The sequence below is a fragment of the Actinacidiphila acidipaludis genome (assembly GCF_019890725.1).
In the GTDB taxonomy this organism is placed as follows: domain Bacteria; phylum Actinomycetota; class Actinomycetes; order Streptomycetales; family Streptomycetaceae; genus Actinacidiphila; species Actinacidiphila acidipaludis.
This window is the reverse complement of sequence record NZ_JAINZZ010000068.1, coordinates 23008-39314: the sequence shown is the minus strand read 5'-3', so window position 1 is coordinate 39314 and position 16307 is coordinate 23008. Positions and strand designations below refer to the sequence as shown.

Annotated in this window: 14 protein-coding genes; 7 read left to right on the top strand and 7 right to left on the bottom strand. The window is 72.8% G+C overall.

Annotated elements, in window-relative coordinates; genetic code table 11:
• Nucleotides 1-1090, bottom strand: a 1090-nt coding sequence (locus K7862_RS32425) for an MFS transporter (protein WP_222968529.1), incomplete at its 3' end; no start/stop codon positions are given.
• 162 nt (nt 1091-1252) lie between these two features.
• Between K7862_RS32425 and K7862_RS32420 the strand changes: the two genes are divergently transcribed.
• Nucleotides 1253-1726 carry a DUF5709 domain-containing protein gene (locus K7862_RS32420; RefSeq protein ID WP_222968528.1) on the top strand — a complete coding sequence of 158 codons (474 nt, stop codon included), beginning with the start codon at nt 1253-1255 and terminating at the stop codon, nt 1724-1726.
• A 56-nt stretch (nt 1727-1782) separates the two neighbouring features.
• Here K7862_RS32420 and K7862_RS32415 read toward each other — a convergent pair whose 3' ends face one another.
• From K7862_RS32415 to K7862_RS32390, 6 genes are all read right to left on the bottom strand, one after another.
• Complete coding sequence (locus K7862_RS32415) at nt 1783-2136, bottom strand: hypothetical protein (RefSeq protein WP_222968526.1); 354 nt, start codon at nt 2134-2136, stop codon at nt 1783-1785.
• Between the two features lie 181 nt (nt 2137-2317).
• Entirely contained in the window at nt 2318-3883 is a 1566-nt protein-coding gene (locus K7862_RS32410) for a beta-N-acetylhexosaminidase (protein WP_222968524.1), read from the bottom strand.
• A gap of 19 nt (nt 3884-3902) precedes the next feature.
• On the bottom strand, nt 3903-6773 hold the full coding sequence (locus K7862_RS32405; protein WP_222968523.1) for a glycoside hydrolase family 2 protein: 2871 nt from the start codon (nt 6771-6773) through the stop codon (nt 3903-3905).
• Nucleotides 6774-6991: 218 nt separating this feature from the next.
• Nucleotides 6992-7663: a maleylpyruvate isomerase N-terminal domain-containing protein gene (locus tag K7862_RS32400; protein WP_222968522.1), complete on the bottom strand. Its 672-nt coding sequence runs from the start codon at nt 7661-7663 to the stop codon at nt 6992-6994.
• Nucleotides 7664-7698: 35 nt separating this feature from the next.
• Nucleotides 7699-8739 carry an SDR family NAD(P)-dependent oxidoreductase gene (locus K7862_RS32395; RefSeq protein ID WP_372461710.1) on the bottom strand — a complete coding sequence of 347 codons (1041 nt, stop codon included), beginning with the start codon at nt 8737-8739 and terminating at the stop codon, nt 7699-7701.
• A 75-nt stretch (nt 8740-8814) separates the two neighbouring features.
• Nucleotides 8815-10005: an alcohol dehydrogenase catalytic domain-containing protein gene (locus K7862_RS32390; protein WP_222968521.1), complete on the bottom strand. Its 1191-nt coding sequence runs from the start codon at nt 10003-10005 to the stop codon at nt 8815-8817.
• 307 nt (nt 10006-10312) lie between these two features.
• On the opposite strand from K7862_RS32390, the gene K7862_RS32385 reads away from it, so the two are divergent.
• The 6 genes from K7862_RS32385 (at nt 10313) to K7862_RS32360 (ending at nt 16281) form a co-directional block, all read left to right on the top strand.
• Entirely contained in the window at nt 10313-11200 is an 888-nt protein-coding gene (locus tag K7862_RS32385; RefSeq protein ID WP_222968532.1) for a Rieske (2Fe-2S) protein, read from the top strand.
• A 96-nt stretch (nt 11201-11296) separates the two neighbouring features.
• Entirely contained in the window at nt 11297-13432 is a 2136-nt protein-coding gene (locus K7862_RS32380) for a SpoIIE family protein phosphatase (RefSeq protein ID WP_308012314.1), read from the top strand.
• Between the two features lie 60 nt (nt 13433-13492).
• Nucleotides 13493-14281 carry a uracil-DNA glycosylase gene (locus K7862_RS32375; protein WP_222968520.1) on the top strand — a complete coding sequence of 263 codons (789 nt, stop codon included), beginning with the start codon at nt 13493-13495 and terminating at the stop codon, nt 14279-14281.
• Between the two features lie 325 nt (nt 14282-14606).
• Nucleotides 14607-15491, top strand: a complete 885-nt coding sequence (locus tag K7862_RS32370) for a GNAT family N-acetyltransferase (protein WP_222968519.1) — start codon at nt 14607-14609, stop codon at nt 15489-15491.
• 303 nt (nt 15492-15794) lie between these two features.
• Nucleotides 15795-16049 carry a DUF6400 family protein gene (locus tag K7862_RS32365; RefSeq protein ID WP_222968518.1) on the top strand — a complete coding sequence of 85 codons (255 nt, stop codon included), beginning with the start codon at nt 15795-15797 and terminating at the stop codon, nt 16047-16049.
• Complete coding sequence (locus K7862_RS32360) at nt 16033-16281, top strand: hypothetical protein (protein WP_222968516.1); 249 nt, start codon at nt 16033-16035, stop codon at nt 16279-16281. Before K7862_RS32365 ends, K7862_RS32360 begins: the two co-directional genes overlap by 17 nt.
• Nucleotides 16282-16307: the final 26 nt, after the last annotated feature.

Genomic DNA, 16307 nt, shown 5'->3' with positions numbered 1-16307 from the left:
CGAGCGCCAGTGGCGCGCTGAGCAGGCTCACGACCGGAACGAGCACGCGCGCGTTCGCCCGACCCGCGGCAAGCAACTTGTCCGCGGTCCGCCCGCCGACCACCAGGCCGACCAGCCCGCCGACGCCGATGAGCAGCGTCAGGATTCCGGCCTCCCCGCGGTTCACCCCGTACTGCTGGGTCGCGAACAGCACCGCGAAGGTCCGCACCCCGGCCAGGAAGAAGTATCCGAGGGTCGAGGCGATGATCATGATCAGCACGGTCCTGATCCGCAGCACGTACCAGACGACGCGCAGCCACGGCAGATCCGTCAGGTCCCCTTCGGGAACCGGTGTGCCGCCCTCGGCCCCCGTCTCACGCGCCAGCCGGTGCACAGGGTCCTGGTGACGGCCGTCCGCCGCCTGCCCGCCTCGCTCGGGCTCAGCATCGCTGCGGGCCTTGCCCTGACCACCGCGGGCCGGTTCCGGCGCCCGCCAGACGAACCAGGCCAGCACGATCGCCGGCACCGCCGGCCACGCTACGGCGTACCGCCACGACAGCAGCGACGACACCACGGTCGTGACGGCCAGACCCAGCCCGGTCCCGGCGAACTCCCCCACCAGCACGTAGCCGTACAGCCGGGCACGCCGGGACATCGGGAAGTAGTCGCCGACGAGCGAGGCGACCGTCGGCCCGGCGGTGGCGGTGACCGCTCCCAGCAGCGCGCGAGCCGCGAGCAGCCACACGTACGTGGTCGCCGCACCGGACAGCAGCGTCACCAGTGCCCAGATCACGATGCTGCCGCCGAGCAGCCGCACGCGGACCATGCGGTCGGTGAGCACACCGACCGGCAGGGTGAAGGCGGCGCCGGTGAGGGAGGAGATCGACGCCAGCAGCCCGAGTTCGGTGTGCCCGACGCCGAAGGCGTGCTCCAGGCTCGCGGCGTTGACGGCCAGCGTGCCCTTGTCCGCGCCGTCGAGGCTGAGGACGGCGGCGAGCATCAGCACCGCGCGCAGTTGCCGCTCGGCGCCCGTCTTGCGGCGCGCCCGGTGCCTGGCCCCGCGGAGCAGGGCCCGCACCCGGTCCAGGCCGGACGCGGGCGACACCGTCATCCGGGCAGTCTCCCACTCGTCCGCGCGGGCGGCGGGCGCCGACATCACGCCAGTCGGGTGACCTGCGCACACCACCGCAAGCAGCGGGTTTCGGCTCGGCCCTCATGGTTAGCCGCCCGGTGAGGGCCGAGCGGCGGCCGACCGACGACCAAGGGGAGTGCCATGAGCGACGGTACGAACGGTGCCGACCCGTTTGCCGACGACGCCTATCAGCCCACCGGCGCGGACGACGAGCAGGGAGACGCCAACGAACTGGACATGGAGGACGCGGTCGGCGAGGACGACTACGACACGATCCTCGACCGCGGCTACTCGCCGCCGGAGCGGCCGTACGCGGTGGACCGGCCGGGCACCACGGCCGCCGAGCAGCGTGAGGGCGAGAGCCTGGACGAGCGGCTGTCCGAGGAGGTCCCGGACGACCAGGAGCAGAACCTGGACGAGGACGCCGATGCCGACTCCGAGTCCGTCTCCCACGATCCCGAGGTGGGCGACGAGCGCTCGGGGCGGCTGGTGGCGCCCAACGAGGGCCTGGAGAATCCCGTGGACGACGACATCTCGGCGAGCGACGTGGGCATCGACGACGCCTCCGCCACCGCCGAGGAGGCGGCTGTTCACGAGGTCGACGACCTCGGCTGACCCGCGCCTCCCCCGCCGAACCCCGAGCCGGTCGTCCCGGCCCGGGGTTCCGCCGTTCACCGGAACTCGTGCACGACCTCGATCACCGCGGCGATGTGCCGGTTGAACTCGTCCAGGTCCTCGGCCGGCACCCACAGTTCGAGGATCGTTCGTCCGCCGGCCTGCCGCACGGGGTACCTGCTCAGGAACTCCGTGTCGACCTCGAACCGCGTGACGAAGCCGGCGCCGTCGTGGCGGACGTTCCAGTCGCGGGCGATCCTGACCGCGTAGTCCTCGTCGAGGACCGGGTAGAAGATCGGCTGCTCGGGGAGGCGCGGCGGCCAGGCGCGCCGGCCGAGTTCGCGAACCAGCTCCAGCTCGCGCGGGCCGGTGGGCCACCACAGGGTCGTCGTCTTCTGCTCGCTGGTCACGGGGCCGTGGTGACTCTCTGCTCAGGGCGCGGACGCCGCGCCGGGCCGGAAGCACGACGGTAGCGAGCGGGTGGCCCTGCCGACGAGTGGGTTCCCTCTCCCCCGGTGCCCGGCTCGCGGCAGGTTGCGTTGACGCGCCTGGGCCGGGCCTCGCCTGGAAGGCCCGGCCCGGGGGCGGAGCTCACGAGCCTGTCGGCCAGGTGATCTGGGGGGACTTGTAGTAGGTGATGCCCATGGTCTTCCAGCGCGGGCCCTGCGCGCCGAGCCGCTGGTCGAAGGCGGTCACGTCGTGCGTGGACCAGGGGGACCAGCCGAGTTCGGCGAGGGCGGGGAGGCGGGGGAAGGCCATGGTGTCGATGTCGGCCGAGGTGACGATGGTCTCGGTCCACAGTGGGCCCTCGACGCCCATCACGGACGGGCCGGTGACACCGGTGAGGTAGTTCCCGGGGTCCCACCCGTAGGCGGTGTTGACCTCGATCAGGCCGGCCCAGGTCTGCCCCAGCTTGGTCTTGTGGGTGTACTTCATGTCCAGGTACGCCTTGTTGGCCGGGGACATGATGACCCTGGTGCCCTGTGCCGCCGCGGCCGCGACCGAGCTGTCCGTCGTGGTGGTCCCCCAGAACTGGGCGACGGACGAGGGCAGCAGCGACGCCTTGGCGATGTCGTGCCAGCCGACCACTGTCTTCCCGTGGTCGGCGACGATCTGCTGGGCCCGGTCGATGAACGACGTGTAGTCCGCGAGGGGTGTCGAGCCGGCCTCGTCGCCGCCGATGTGGACGTAGGGCCCGGGGGTGAGCGCCGCCAGTTCGCCGACGACCTGGTCGACGAAGGTGTACGTCAGCGGCAGCGACACGCACAGCGAGCTGAAACCGACGTTCGTGCCCGTGTAGAGCGCGGGCGCGACCCCGTCGCAGTTGAGCTGCGCGTAGGACGCCAGGGCCGCGTTGGTGTGGCCGGGCATGTCGATCTCGGGGACGACGGTCATGTAGCGCGACGCCGCGTAGGCGACGATCGCCGAGTAGTCGGCCTGGGTGTAGGAACCGCCCGCTCCCCCGCCGACCTCGGTGCTGCCGCCGTAGGCCGCCAGGTTGGGCCAGCTGTTGACGGCGATCCGCCAGCCCTGGTCGTCGGACAGGTGCAGATGCAGGTAGTTGATCTTGTAGAGCGCCAGTTCGTCGATGTAGCGCTCCACTTGCGCCACGGTGAAGAAGTGCCGGGCGACGTCGAGCATCGCGCCGCGGTACGCGAATCGCGGGTAGTCGAGGACGGTTCCGCCGGGGACGGTCCACGGGCCGGACCGGACGGTTGTGCTCATCACCGCGGGGGGCAGCAGTTGCAGCAGCGTCTGCACGCCGTGGAACAGACCGGCGGGCTGCTGCGCCCGGATGACGACGCCGCTCGCGTCGCTGGTGAGCTGGTAGCCCTCGGGGCCGACGCTGCCGGGTGCGCCGGTGAGCTGCAGGGCGATGCTGCCGGGGGTGGCGGCGCCGACGGTGAGCGGCAGGGCGTACCCGGTCGAGGCCCGAAGGATCCCCGCGAGGTAGCCGCCGATCGAGGCGTCGTCCGAGGTCAGGGTCGCTGACGCGGACAGGGTGAAGTTGCTGCCGCCGGCCACCTCGCTGACCGGTGCCGGCACGACGGTGTTCGGGAGTGCGGCGGCCTCGGCGGGACGCGCCCCGCCGAGGACACCGGCGCAGACCAGGCCGAGGGCGGCCAGGAGGACCAGGAGGGTGTGACGGGGCGTCATGGGCCGGTTCATGGCCTGCTCACCCCGCCACCACGTCGAAGGCGGGGACGTTCCAGCCGGAGATGCTGACCACGGGTGTGGCTCCTTGGAGGTCGGCGGCGCTGTACGTCGCGGTGAAGGTCTCGGATTCGCCGGGCCACAGCGTGGTGTCGTTGTCGCTCCAGACGGCGGACCGCACTTCGTTGTCGCCGGGCAGTTCGGCGCCCGCGGAGGTGCCGCGGCGCAGGTCGGCGCGGAGGAAGAAGCCGACGGTGGGCGTCGGGGAGGTGTTGGTGAGGGTGACGGTGACCTTGTGGTCGGCGCCCGCCGGGCCGGACTGGCTGCTGGTGGCGGCGGTCGCGGAGAGGGTGGCGGTGGGCAGGTTCTTGAGCGCGGTGAGGTCCGCGTACTGCGACATGGACGCCTGCGGACTGCCCGTGGTCTTGTTCCAGTTGACCTTGTCGGCCGTACCCGGCAGCCAGTAGACGTTGCGGTCGGCGAGGGTGCCGTTCTGGCGGACCAGGAGTTCGACGAAGTTCACGGTGCCGGCCGTGGTGGGCACGGCGGGCTTGAGGACGGCGGTCCTGACCTGCTGCGGCGCCATGGACAGGGTGCCTGACGTCCGGTCGTCGAGCAGCGTGCCGGCGGTGCTGTACACCTTGGACTCCACCGTCACGCCGGTCTGGGTGGCACCGCCGAGGTTGTCGAGGGTGACGGTGCCGTCGTCCAGCGCGTACAGGGCGTGGAGCGGCCGGTTGGCCTTCTGGGCGCCGAAGAAGGCGCCGGCCTGGTCGCCGTCGTTGTTGTAGAGCGACCAGAGCAGCGTCGGCCAGCCTTTGTTGAGCTGCCAGTAGATCGTGCCGGTCGAGGGCGCGGTGGAGCTGGTGGAGTGGGCGAGGAAGCCCTCGAACTGGGCTCTGGTGCTCTCGTAGTTCTGGACCTGGGCCTCTTCGACGTACTGGCTGAGGCCTGTCCAGGGGCCGTAGCGCTTGGTGATCGCGGTGTCGAGGTTGTACAGGGTGCCGAAGGCGTAGCCGGTGTGCTTCGTGCCTTCGTAGTTGCTGTGGTACTGGTTGGCGCCCGGGGTCTGCCACAGGGCCGCGTGGTCGGAGGCGGACAGGAACCGCCGCAGGGAGTCGAGGGTGGGCACGGTGTCGCCTGAGCTCTGTTCGCTGTCGAAGCCCCACGCACCGCCGGAGTTGGTGAGATCGCCGCCGGTGCTGTGCGTGGTGTCGTACCAGTAGTTCGGCGGCACCCAGTCGTACGGTCCCTCCTTCTCACCCGCCGGCCCGAGTTGCGGGCTGCTCTTGTACTCGGCGGAGGCGATGAACGGCCCGGCGTAGTCGGCGGCGGCGAAGCCGCTCAGCGCCAGTGATTCCTGCGTGGCGGTGGGCTGGTTGTCGCTCCACTGGAAGCTGAACACGGACGGGTGGTCGCGCAGGCTCTCGCCGACGGTCTGCGCGGTGAGTCGGTAGTCCGCCTGCTGGGCGCTGGTGTAGGAGGTGTCCTCCCAGAAGTCGCAGCACTGGTAGCCGGCGTTGACGAGGATGCCGGCGGCGTCCATCTGCCGGTACCAGTCGGCGGGCATCAAGTGCCCCTCCAGCCGGACGGTGTTGATGCCCATCGCTTGCATCAGGCCGATCTGCCGGGCGGTGTCGGCCGGGGCGTAGCGCAGGAACAGGTCGGGGTCCCAGCCGCCGCCGCGGATCACCACGGGAACGTTGTTGACCTTGAACGCCCGTACGCCGTCAGGTGCTTGGGAGGAGGCGCCGGTGAGGTACGAGGTGACCGTGCGGATACCGAAGGTGCCACTGGTCGTGCCGAGCACGGTTCCGCCCTGCGCGACCGAGGTGGCCAGCGCGTACAGGGGCTGTGCGCCGAGTTGGTAGGGCCACCACAACTGCGGGCTGTTCAGCGTCAGGGCCGGGTAGGCCGACGGCGCGAACGTCACCGTCTGGGTGGTGCCCGCGGGGACGGTGACGTCCTGGCTCACGCTTAGGGGAGTGCCGCCGCCCGGTGGGGTGACGGTCGCGGAGACGGTGCCGGTCTGCGCGGACGCCGTGGTGTTCGTGACGTCCGTCTTGACGGTGAGCGCCGAACTGCTCAGGTCGGCCGCGGTGTTCTGGACGACGTGTGCGTTGCCGTCGACCAGCGGGCCGCCGGTCTGGAGCTGCACGGGGAACTGGATGCCGGTGTTGTTGTCCGGCGGGATCTGGCTCCAGTCGACGTTGTCCAGGGTGAGCATGGCCGTCGGGTCGTTCGGGTGCATCTGTATCGCCAGCGAGTTGGTCCCCGGCCGGAGCAGTCCGGTGACGTCGAAGGAGCGGCGTGCGTAGGCACCGGTGACGGTCGCGGAGGTGGCGACCTCGGTGCCGTCGACCCAGAGGTCGGCGCTGCCGATCACACCGCCCAGCACCAGCCGGGCGCTCTGCCCGGCCGGCGGCGCGGTGAAGTCGGTGCGGTACCACCACGGCACGGAGAACTGCGCGAGGGTGTCCGGGCCGACCTTGGTCATCTGGCCGAAGCAGGACTTCATGGTCGCGGAGACGAAGACGTCGGGGCAGCTTCCGTTGCTCACCAGTGCGTTGATCTCGGTTCCGGGTGCGCCGCCGCCGTCGTTCTGCACGGGCAGCCATCCGGTGGTGGCGAAGCCGGGGGTGGAGATCTGGGCGCCGGTCTGCTGGGCGGTCGCGGTCGACTGGATCTGCCAGCCGTTCGCAGCACCCAGGTCGGCCAGTGCCGACGCGCCGGTCGGCGGAACCGTGAACGCGGGTGCGGCGACCGGGAGTTCGGCGGGACGGCTGGACGGTGCGCGGTGGCCGTGCGCATCGGCCGCGCCCGCGGGCAGCGTGGTCAGCGCCGCCAGGCTGAGGACGGCCGCCGCGATGACTGGCTTCCTTCGGTGGATCACGTGCGCTCCCATCGTTCACGGAGGGGCGCCGGGCCGGAGCCCGGACGCTGCGGCTGCCGTGCTCACTTAGTTAGTCAGTTTTCCTAACTACCCGGCAGGGTCTTCCCGTGACGATGTACTGTCAAGCCCTGTCGTCGGCCGAACTCGGCCCGGAACGGGCCGAGCCGCAGAAAACAGCGCGGAGCCCATAAAAAGGGCGAAAGCGGCCCCGGGGGCGCCTACCCGAAGAGCGGGAAACGGTCGGCGTCGGGGCCGAGCCGCTGCCGCTCATCCGTGGTCAGCGGCAACCGCCCGGTCCCGGCACGGGCGTAGTGCCCGTCACTCCAGTCCAGCGGGAGCGGACGGCCGAGCAGCCCGTCGAGGGCGGCCCGGACGGCCGTCAGCCCCTCCCCCGAGGGCGGCACGGCGGAGGGCAGATGCGTCACCAGGTCGAGATGATGGACGGTGGCCTCGACCGCCAGGGTCGCCAGCAGGTCGCCCGCCGTGAGCACGTGCCCCTGGGTGGCGATCAGCCGCCCTGGATCGGCCTGCGCCGCCGCCGTGACGACGGCCGCGGCGGTCTCCAGGTACAGCTCACGCAGCTGATCGAAGACCAGGAACATGCTCGCGCACACGCGGACGTACCGGCGCCCGTTCGCCGCGCCGGTGGTGTCAGGTCGCCAGTCCGCCCAGTAGGTCGTGGCGTCGCGGTCCGCGGGGCCCCGGGCGGGCGTGTGCAGGGCCACCAGCCCCCGCTGGGCGTCGGACAGGCAATGGAAGACCAGGTCGCGCACGGCCCAGCCGGAGCAGCCGCTCGGCAGCCACGACTCCTCGTCGCTCAGGGCGCGGACGGCGTCCGCGAACGCGCCGTAGGCACTGGTCACAGCGCCGATCGGTTCCTGCTCCGGCATACGGAAGTCCCCCTCGGTGTCGTCCGCGGGTGCGGTCAGTGGCCGCCGGCCGCGGGGCGGGTGCGCTGGTTGAGCCGCCGGGCGGCGCGGTCGTTGAGGGTGCTCCCCCAGCCGCGCAGCCGCCGCAGCACCGGGTGGAGCTCGCGCTCCGCGGTTCCTTCGACCGCGTGGCCCTTGTGCAGCGCCACGACGTTCCCCGAACCCGGCGGCGCCGGCAGGACCTTGACGGCCAGCGCGCTCAGCCGGGTGGTCAGGGCGGGCGCAATGCCGTGGGTGAGGCCGGCCGCCTTCGCCAGGGGTGTGAGCACGATCCTCGGGCGGCGGCGCTCCACGGCCGTGACGATGCGGTCGGCGGCCCGCCGGGCGTCCATCGACACCAGCGGCGCACCGGCCAGCGCGGAGAACCACGCGAACTCGGCGGCCTGGTCCCCGCCGAACTCCGCCGCCAGGTGGGATCCGGTACGCATCAGCCCGGGATGCACGGCGGTCACGCTGACGCGGTCGCCCCTGAGTTCGGCGTGCAGCCCCTCGGCCAGCGCGGCCACCGCGGACTTGGCGGCCGAGTAGGGCAGCAGATGAGGGACGGCGAGCAGGCCGCCGACCGAGCCGATGAGGGCCAGCCGGCCGCCCGGACGGCTGCGCCGCAGCCAGGGCAGGGCTTCGAGCGCCGCGTGCACGGCCCCCAGATAGATGGTGTCCATGGCCGACCGGAACTCGTCGGACCCGACGGACTCCACCGGGGCGACCTGGATGACGCCGGCGTTCGCGACGACGACGTCGATCCCGCCGAACGCGTCGGCCGCGCCGCCCATCAGGGCCGCGACCGCCGCGCGGTCGGTCACGTCGCACACGGCCGTCCGCACGCGTCCGCCGGGCCGTTGCCGGAGCAGGAACTCCCGGGCCCGGTCGAGCTCCTCCTCGTCGCGAGCGGCGACGGTCACCGCGCATCCGCGCCGCAGGAGCTGTTCGGCGAGCAGCAGCCCGAGGCCGCGGGATCCGCCGGTGACCACGGCCGACAGTCCGGTCAGCGGGCCCTTGTCCGGCCTCGACCGGAACAGCGGCGACGGCGTCATCATCGTTCACCTTTCCTCTGCGGACGGCGGTCGGCGAAGGGCACAGCCGCACGGCGGCTGCTGCCCGAGGGCGGCGCCTCAGGGGCGGAAGAGCATCTTGATCGCGCCGTCCTCCTTCTTCTGGAACGTCGCGTAGGCGTCGGGCGCCTCGTCGAGCGGCACATGGTGGGTGGCGAACGAGTCGACGCCGAGCGGGTCCTCGTCGGTGAGCAGCGGGAGGATGTCGTCCGCCCAGCGCTTGACGTTGGCCTGGCCCATCCGCAACTGCAGCTGCTTGTCGAACATGGTCAGCATCGGCAGGGGGTCCGCCATCCCGCCGTACACGCCGCTGATCGAGATGGTCCCGCCGCGCCGGACGAGCCGGACCGCCAGCTCGAACGCGCCCAGCCGGTCGACACCCGCGACCTGCATGAGCTTCTCCGCCCAGGTGCTGGGCAGCAGCCCGGCCGCGGTCTGCGCGACCTTGGCGATCTGACTGCCGTGCGCCTCGGTCCCCACGGCGTCGATGACGCTGTCCGCGCCGCGGCCGTCGGTCAGGTCCCGCACCGCGGACTCCAGGGCGTCCGAGGAGTCGAAGGACGACAGGTCCAGGGCCACAACGCCGTCGCGGCGGACCCGGTCCAGCCGCTCGGCCACCAGGTCGACGCCGATCACCTGGCCCGCGCCGAGGTGACGGGCGATGCGGCAGGACATGGCCCCGATCGGCCCGAGGCCCAGGACCAGCAGGGTGCCGCCCTTGGGAACCTCCGCGTACTTCACGGCCTGCCAGGCCGTCGGCAGGACGTCGGAGAGGTAGACGAACCGGTCGTCGGCCGGGCCCTCGGGAACCTTGATGGGGCCGAACTGGGCCTGAGGCACCCGCAGATACTCCGCCTGGGCGCCCGGAACCGCGCCGTAGAGCTTGGTGTAGCCGAACAGGCGGGCGCCCATGCCGTGTTCGGTGACCTGCGTCGTCTCGCACTGCGTGGGCAGGCCCTGCCGGCACATCCAGCAGTGACCGCAGGCGATCTGGAAGGGCACGACGACCCGGTCGCCCGGCTTGAGGTTGGTCACCGCGGAACCGACCTCCTCCACCACGCCCATCGGCTCGTGGCCGAGGATGTCCCCGGGCGTCATGAAGGGCGTCAGCACTTCGTACAGGTGCAGGTCGGAGCCGCACAGGCCGGACGTCGTCACACGGATGACCGCGTCGGTGTCCTCCTGGATCGTCGGGTCCGGCACGTTCTCCACCCGGACGTCCCGCTTGCCGTGCCAAACCGTCGCGCGCATGTGGAGCCTCGATTCACGTGGGCCTGAAGACTGGCGAGCGGCGCCCCCGCCGCGGACCGTCCAGCGGCCCCGCCACTCCTGGTCGGCTGCCCGGCACCTCCCGGGACAAACGGTGCAGGGACCCGCAGGCCGGGCTCCCGGCCGGACGGCGCGGCAATCGCCGCCGGAAGGAATGATCCCGCCCGTTCCGGTCAACCGAGCTCTCGTCGGCGGGCGGGCCCGCCGCCCCTGTGTCATGGTCGAGCCGAAGAGAGGTGAACGCACAGTGACGACGTCTTCCACCGCTGCGGCGCTGTTCCGGCGCGCGATGCCGGATTCCGACGGTCCCGGTACGGTCCTCGCACTGATGGGCCGCCTCGAGCAGGCCGAGTCCCTGGACGGGCTGGTCGAGATCGTCCGGCGCGCGGTTCGTTCCGTGCCGCTCGGCAAGGGCCGCGACGCGCTGCACGGCCGGTGGCTCGGCCACCCTGTGCACCCCGTCCTCGTGCAGGTGCCGATGGGCGCCTGGCTGTCGTCTGCGGTGCTGGACTGGGTGCCCGGGAGCCGTCACGCCTCCACCCTGCTCATCGCGGTGGGGCTGGCCGGTGCCGGGCCCGCGGTGCTCGCGGGACTGGTCGACTGGGCCGAGCTGGAACGCGAGCAGACGCGTGTCGGCCTGCTGCACGCGGCCCTGAACGCGACGGCGGTGGGGTGCTACGCCTACTCGCTGGTCGCCCGCCTCACCGGGCATCACCTGCGCGGCCGGGCGCTCGCCCTGGCCGGTCTGTGCGCGGTCGGCGCGGGCGGCGCGGTGGGCGGCCACCTGGCCTATCGCCAGGCCTCCGGCGCCAACCACGCCGAAATGGTCCCGCACATCGTGCCGCCGGGCTGGCACCCGGTCGGCCCTGCCGAGGAGGTCCCGCACGACCGTGCGGTGCGCAGGATGGTCGGGGACGTGGCCCTCGCGGTGTTCCGCGACGGCGACGGCTCGTTCCAGGCGCTGGCCGACCACTGCAGCCATCTGGGCGGTCCGCTCTCTCAGGGCCGCGTCGAAGACGGCTGCCTGGTCTGCCCGTGGCACGGCAGCACCTTCCGTCTCGACGACGGCTGGAACACGGCCGGGCCTGCCACGGCCCCCCAGCCGGTCTTCGACACCCGTGTGGACGACGGCGAACTCCAGGTCCGCCTGCGCACGCCCCCGCCCGCGCCCCACTGACGCCGCCGCGGCCGCGGCTCGCAGTGACGGCGGGACCGGAGAGGCGTAAGTTCGTTTGTGCACGTTGTGTGCCGAGACCCCTCGAGGCATGTACCGGTGACCGTCACGGACAAGGACCCCGGCAGGACGGATCTCCTGGGAACCGCCCTGGTCGACGCGGTGCAGCGCACCGGAGCGTCCGTCGGCTGTCTGTATCTGCGGTCGGACGCGGACCCCGTGCTGCACCTGGCGGTCCTGTGCGGTCTGCCCCCCGAGCTCTTTGCCCCGTGGAGGCAGGTCCCGCTCGCCGCGCCGCTGCCTGTCTCCGACGCCGTGCGGGACGGCCGCCTGGTGTGGGTCGGCACGCAGGAGGAGCTGGTCAGGAGCTATCCGCGCGCGGCGGTGGCCCTGCCGTACCGGTTCGCGCTCGCCGCCACCCCCCTGAGGGGCCGGGACGGCTGCTGGGGCGGGCTGTTGCTGATGTGGCCGCCCACCCACCCGGCGCGGCTCACCGACCGCCAGCGTGGCCGGATCACCTCCAGCGGGCGCCGCATCGCGCGGCAGCTCGACGACTTCCCGATCTGGCCGGAGGGCGAACCCGCCGCGCACGGCGGAGGACCTCGTCTGGTCGCGCCACCCACCGCGCGGCGCAACGCCACCGGCCGGGCGGCGGAGGACTTCGCCGAGCGTCTGCCAGGAGGCAGCGTCTCCCTCGACCTGGACGGCCGCATCACCTTCCTGACCAGCGGCGCCGTCGAACTGCTGGGCCGCAGCGCCGACCGGCTGCTGGGCACACTGCCGTGGCACTCGCTGCCGTGGCTGGACGATCCCGTCTACGAGGACCACTACCGCAGCGCCGTCATCAGCCGGGAGCCCTGCTCCTATCTGGCCCTACGTCCCCCCGACCACTGGCTGCGCTTCGAGCTGCACCCCGACCCGAGCGGCATCAGTGTGCGCATCACACCGGCGCCGGTCGTCGGGGACGCGCCCCGGCGCATGGAGCCGCCGCTGTCGAAGGACAGCGCGCGAGGCGGTGCGGGGCGGCTCTACCAGGTCATGCATCTGGCCGCCGCGCTGACCGAGGCCGCCGGGGTGGGCGACGTCGTCGACATGATCGGCGACCAGATCATGCCGGCCTTCGGAGCCCAGGGCCTCGTGCTGGCCGGCCTCGACGGACAGCGACTGCGGATCGTCGGCTCCCGGGGCTACGGCCCCTACATCCTGGAGCGGCTGGACGGGCAGCCGGTGGACACCGCCCTGACGCCGGCGGGCGACGTGCTGACGAGCGGCACGCCGATGTTCTTCGACAGCCCCGAGGAACTGGCCCGCAACTACCCGCAGGCGCCGACCACCAGCGACAAGAAGGCCTGGGCGTTCCTCCCGCTGATCGTCTCGGGACGGGGGGCCGGATGCTGCGTGCTGTCGTACGACCGGCCGCGCCCGTTCACCGCCGACGAGCGGGCCGTCCTGACCTCGTTGGCCGGTCTCATCGCGCAGGCACTGGACCGGGCGCGCCTGTACGACGCCAAGAAGAACCTCGCCCACGGGCTGCAGGAGGCGCTGCTCCCCCGGCGGCTGCCCACGGTCGACGGCCTCGGCATCGGCGCCCGCTATCTCCCGGCGAGCCAGGGCATGGAGATCGGGGGTGACTTCTACGACGTCATCTGCCGTGAGGACAAGGTCTGTTCGGCCGTCATCGGCGATGTGCAGGGCCACAACGTGGCCGCGGCGGCGCTCATGGGCCAGGTGCGTACCGCCGTGCACGCCCACTCGACCGCCGGCACCCCGCCGGGCGAAGTCCTCGTCCGCACCAACCGGTTGCTGCACGACCTGCACGTGGACCTGCTGGTGTCCTGCCTGTGCGTGCACCTCGACATGACGCACCGCTGCGCTCACCTCGCCAGCGCGGGTCATCCGCCGCCGCTGCTGCGGCACCCGGACGGGCGGACCGAGGTCGTGTCCGTCGAGCCGGGCCCGCTGCTCGGGGTGGCGCCGGACGCCGAATACCCGGTCGCGCGCGTCGATTTCCCCCCGGACGCCCTCATCGCGCTCTACACCGACGGTCTGGTCGAGGATCCGGGGTGCGACCTCACCGACGCGCTGGACAGCCTCGCCCGGTGCCTGGCCGAGGCCGGCGACCGCGAACTGGCGGATCTGCCCGCCCTGATCGACACGCTCGTGCGCCGCACGCGTCCCACCGGCCACCACGTGGACGACATCGCCCTCCTGCTGCTGCGCTCCTCCCCCGAGTGACCTCGCCCGGCCGGGGACGGTACCGGAGCGTGGGGCGGAACGTGCACGTACGGTGGGGGCATGGAGGGCAACGGACTGGCGGAGCTGGACGCCGGCGTCATCGAGTGCCGGGCGTGCCCGCGGCTCGTCGCCTGGCGTGAGGAGGTCGCCCGGACCAAGCGGGCGGCCTTCGCGAACGAGACGTACTGGGGCCGGCCGGTCCCCGGATTCGGCCCGGCCGACGCCTCCCTGCTCGTCGTCGGGCTCGCCCCCGCCGCCCACGGCGGCAACAGGACGGGCCGGATGTTCACCGGGGACCGGTCCGGGGACGTGCTCTACCGCGCGATGTACGACGTGGGCCTGGCGTCGCGGCCGACCGCGGTGAGCCTGGACGACGGGCTGGAACTCCACGGTGTCCGGATCACCTCGCCCGTACACTGCGCGCCGCCCGCCAACAAGCCGACCCCGGCCGAACGGGACACCTGCCGGCCCTGGCTGGTACGGGAGTTGGAGCTGCTGCGCCCGACCGTGCGAGCCGTCGTGGTGCTGGGCGCCTTCGGCTGGCAGGCCGCGCTGCCCGCGTTCAGGGAAGCGGGCTGGGTGGTGCCCCGGCCCCGGCCGGTCTTCGCCCACGGCGCCCAGGTCACGCTGCACCCGGCCGAGGCGCTGCGCCCCGGGCCGGGCACTCCGGTCCCGACCGGCCTGGCCCCGGTGACGACGGTTCCGCCGCGGCCCGTCACCCTGTTCGGCTGCTTCCACGTCAGCCAGCGCAACACCTTCACCGGCCTCCTCACCCCCGAGATGCTGCGGGACGTCCTGCGCACCGCCGCGACGGCGGCGGGACTGCCGACGACGCCGCGCCCGGCGTAGTCCCTTCTCCTCGTCCTTCTCCTCGTCAGCGACGCGAGCGGGCGCCGCTCGGGGCCGTCGCGATAGCGCTCGCCCACCCTGGGCCCCGATCGCCCGGCCGCACGCGGGTCCCACGCCCTCCCGGGGCCGCAATTGCGTTGCCGTGCGTCCGCTGCGACAGGTAGCGTCGCCGCGCCGTCCGCCTGCGGGCGGCGGGCGCCCCGGAAGCGGCGCCGCAGGACACCCTGGATCCCCGTCGACGAGGAGGTGTGCAGCAGATGCGCACGAGCTGTGAGCACGCGTACCCGGACTCTGCCGCATCCCACCCCCTCTCGATGGAGACACCTTGTCCCTCCGCATCACCGCACTGACCGACCCCGAGTACCGTTCCGGCGGCCACCGGCTGGCCTGGCTGGCGTCCGACGACACCGGCGTCCCGCTGGGCTCGGCCTTCCTGCGGCTGCCCGGGTCATCCGGCCAGGCCCATCTGGCCGAGCTCGACCTCGCCGTCCATCCGGCCGAACGGCGTCGCGGCGCCGGCTCCCGGCTGCTGACGGCAGCGGTCGCCGCGGCCCGCGCCGACGGCCGCCGCTGCGTGACGGCCCAGACCGACGCGGACTCCCCCGGCGACCAGTTCCTCGCCGCCCGGGGCTTCCGCCGCGTGCTGACCCTGATCCACACCCGGCTTCCCCTCGCCCGGCTGGACACGGCCGCCCTGGCGGAGATCGCCGGCGGATCCTGTCCCGGCTACCGGCTGGAGTTCTGGGACGGCGTCGTGCCCGACGCCCTCGCCGCGACCTTCGCGGCCTCGCGGCGGGCCATGGACGACATGCCGATGGACGACGCCGACTTCGGCACCGTCGAATGGGACGTGGAGCGCGTCCGCTCGGTGGCGCGAGCCGTCGAGACGCGCGGTGACCGTCTGCACACCGTCGCCGCCGTCTCCGTCACGGACGGGACGGTCGTCGCCTTCACCGAACTCGTCGTACCCGGCGACGGCACCGGGGACGGGCGCCACTACGGCACCGGCGTCCTTCCCGAACACCGGGGTCACGGGCTCGGGCGGTGGATGAAGGCGGCGGCGATCCTGCGGGCCCGGGCGGTCTACCCCGCGCTCGGGGGGCTGCTGACGGACACCGCGGCCGGCAACGTGCCCATGCGGGCCATCAACGAGGCGCTCGGCTACCGGCCGACGCACACCGCGCTGATGTACCAGCTCGACCTGCGGTGACAGCGGGGTGAGACCCGGATGAGACGGCGCCGCCCGACTCCGCGGACGGGGGCGGGCGGCGCCGGGCCCGGACGGCCGCCCGGCCGTGAAGTAGGTCACACACGGTGCGGACCGGGGAAGGGGCGCCCCGCAACGGGGGCACGGCAACAGCCGCTCCCCGTGGGCCGATCCCGTCCGTGCCGCGGAGGGGAGACGGGCGCAGGGGCGGGCGCGGGCGGACCAGGCGGCTTAGGTCACCCTTCCCCGCCACCGGAGACGCCTGGTACAGATGGAAGGGAGCCCCCGCACATCGGAAGTCGCGCCATGAACCAGGACAACGCCACCGGCCCCATCGTCCCCTTCTCGATCGACCTGACCTTCGAGGAAGCCCGCCGACGGGCCGAGGTCGTCGCGGCGCTCGGGCCGGACTGGGATCCGCTCGCCGCGCTCCGGGACGAGGAGGAGGCCTACACGCGCCTCTACTCCGGCCTGGACGCCGAGCAGCAGCGAATATACGACGAGCTGGTCGCGGCCGGGGTCCTGCCGCGGGAGGAGCCGGGCCGTGCGGCTGCCGATTGATCCCCACGCCAACCCGGCGCGCCGCGCCTGGGTGGACTGCCCCGTCTGCGACGACGCCAGCCGCTGCACGACCTGCGCCGACCGCCGCAACTGCGCCACGCACTGGCGCTACCTGCTCGCCAATAAGGGCCCGGTCGTCCATCTCCAGTGCCCGCAGTGCACGCACATGTGGTCCCTGAACACGCGCCCCGGGGCCGCCGGCCGTCCCGAGGACGGCCCGGGCTGCCTCTGACAGCGCGGGCCGGCCGCCGCCTGAAC

Coding starts and splice junctions, on each gene's coding strand:
- K7862_RS32365 (WP_222968518.1), top strand. CDS start 15,795: ATGAACCAGGACAACGCCACCGGCCCCATCGTCCCCTTCTCGATCGAC.
- K7862_RS32385 (WP_222968532.1), top strand. CDS start 10,313: ATGCCGGATTCCGACGGTCCCGGTACGGTCCTCGCACTGATGGGCCGC.
- K7862_RS32420 (WP_222968528.1), top strand. CDS start 1,253: ATGAGCGACGGTACGAACGGTGCCGACCCGTTTGCCGACGACGCCTAT.
- K7862_RS32395 (WP_372461710.1), bottom strand. CDS start 8,739: ATGATGACGCCGTCGCCGCTGTTCCGGTCGAGGCCGGACAAGGGCCCG.
- K7862_RS32410 (WP_222968524.1), bottom strand. CDS start 3,883: ATGACGCCCCGTCACACCCTCCTGGTCCTCCTGGCCGCCCTCGGCCTG.
- K7862_RS32400 (WP_222968522.1), bottom strand. CDS start 7,663: ATGCCGGAGCAGGAACCGATCGGCGCTGTGACCAGTGCCTACGGCGCG.
- K7862_RS32390 (WP_222968521.1), bottom strand. CDS start 10,005: ATGCGCGCGACGGTTTGGCACGGCAAGCGGGACGTCCGGGTGGAGAAC.
- K7862_RS32375 (WP_222968520.1), top strand. CDS start 13,493: ATGGAGGGCAACGGACTGGCGGAGCTGGACGCCGGCGTCATCGAGTGC.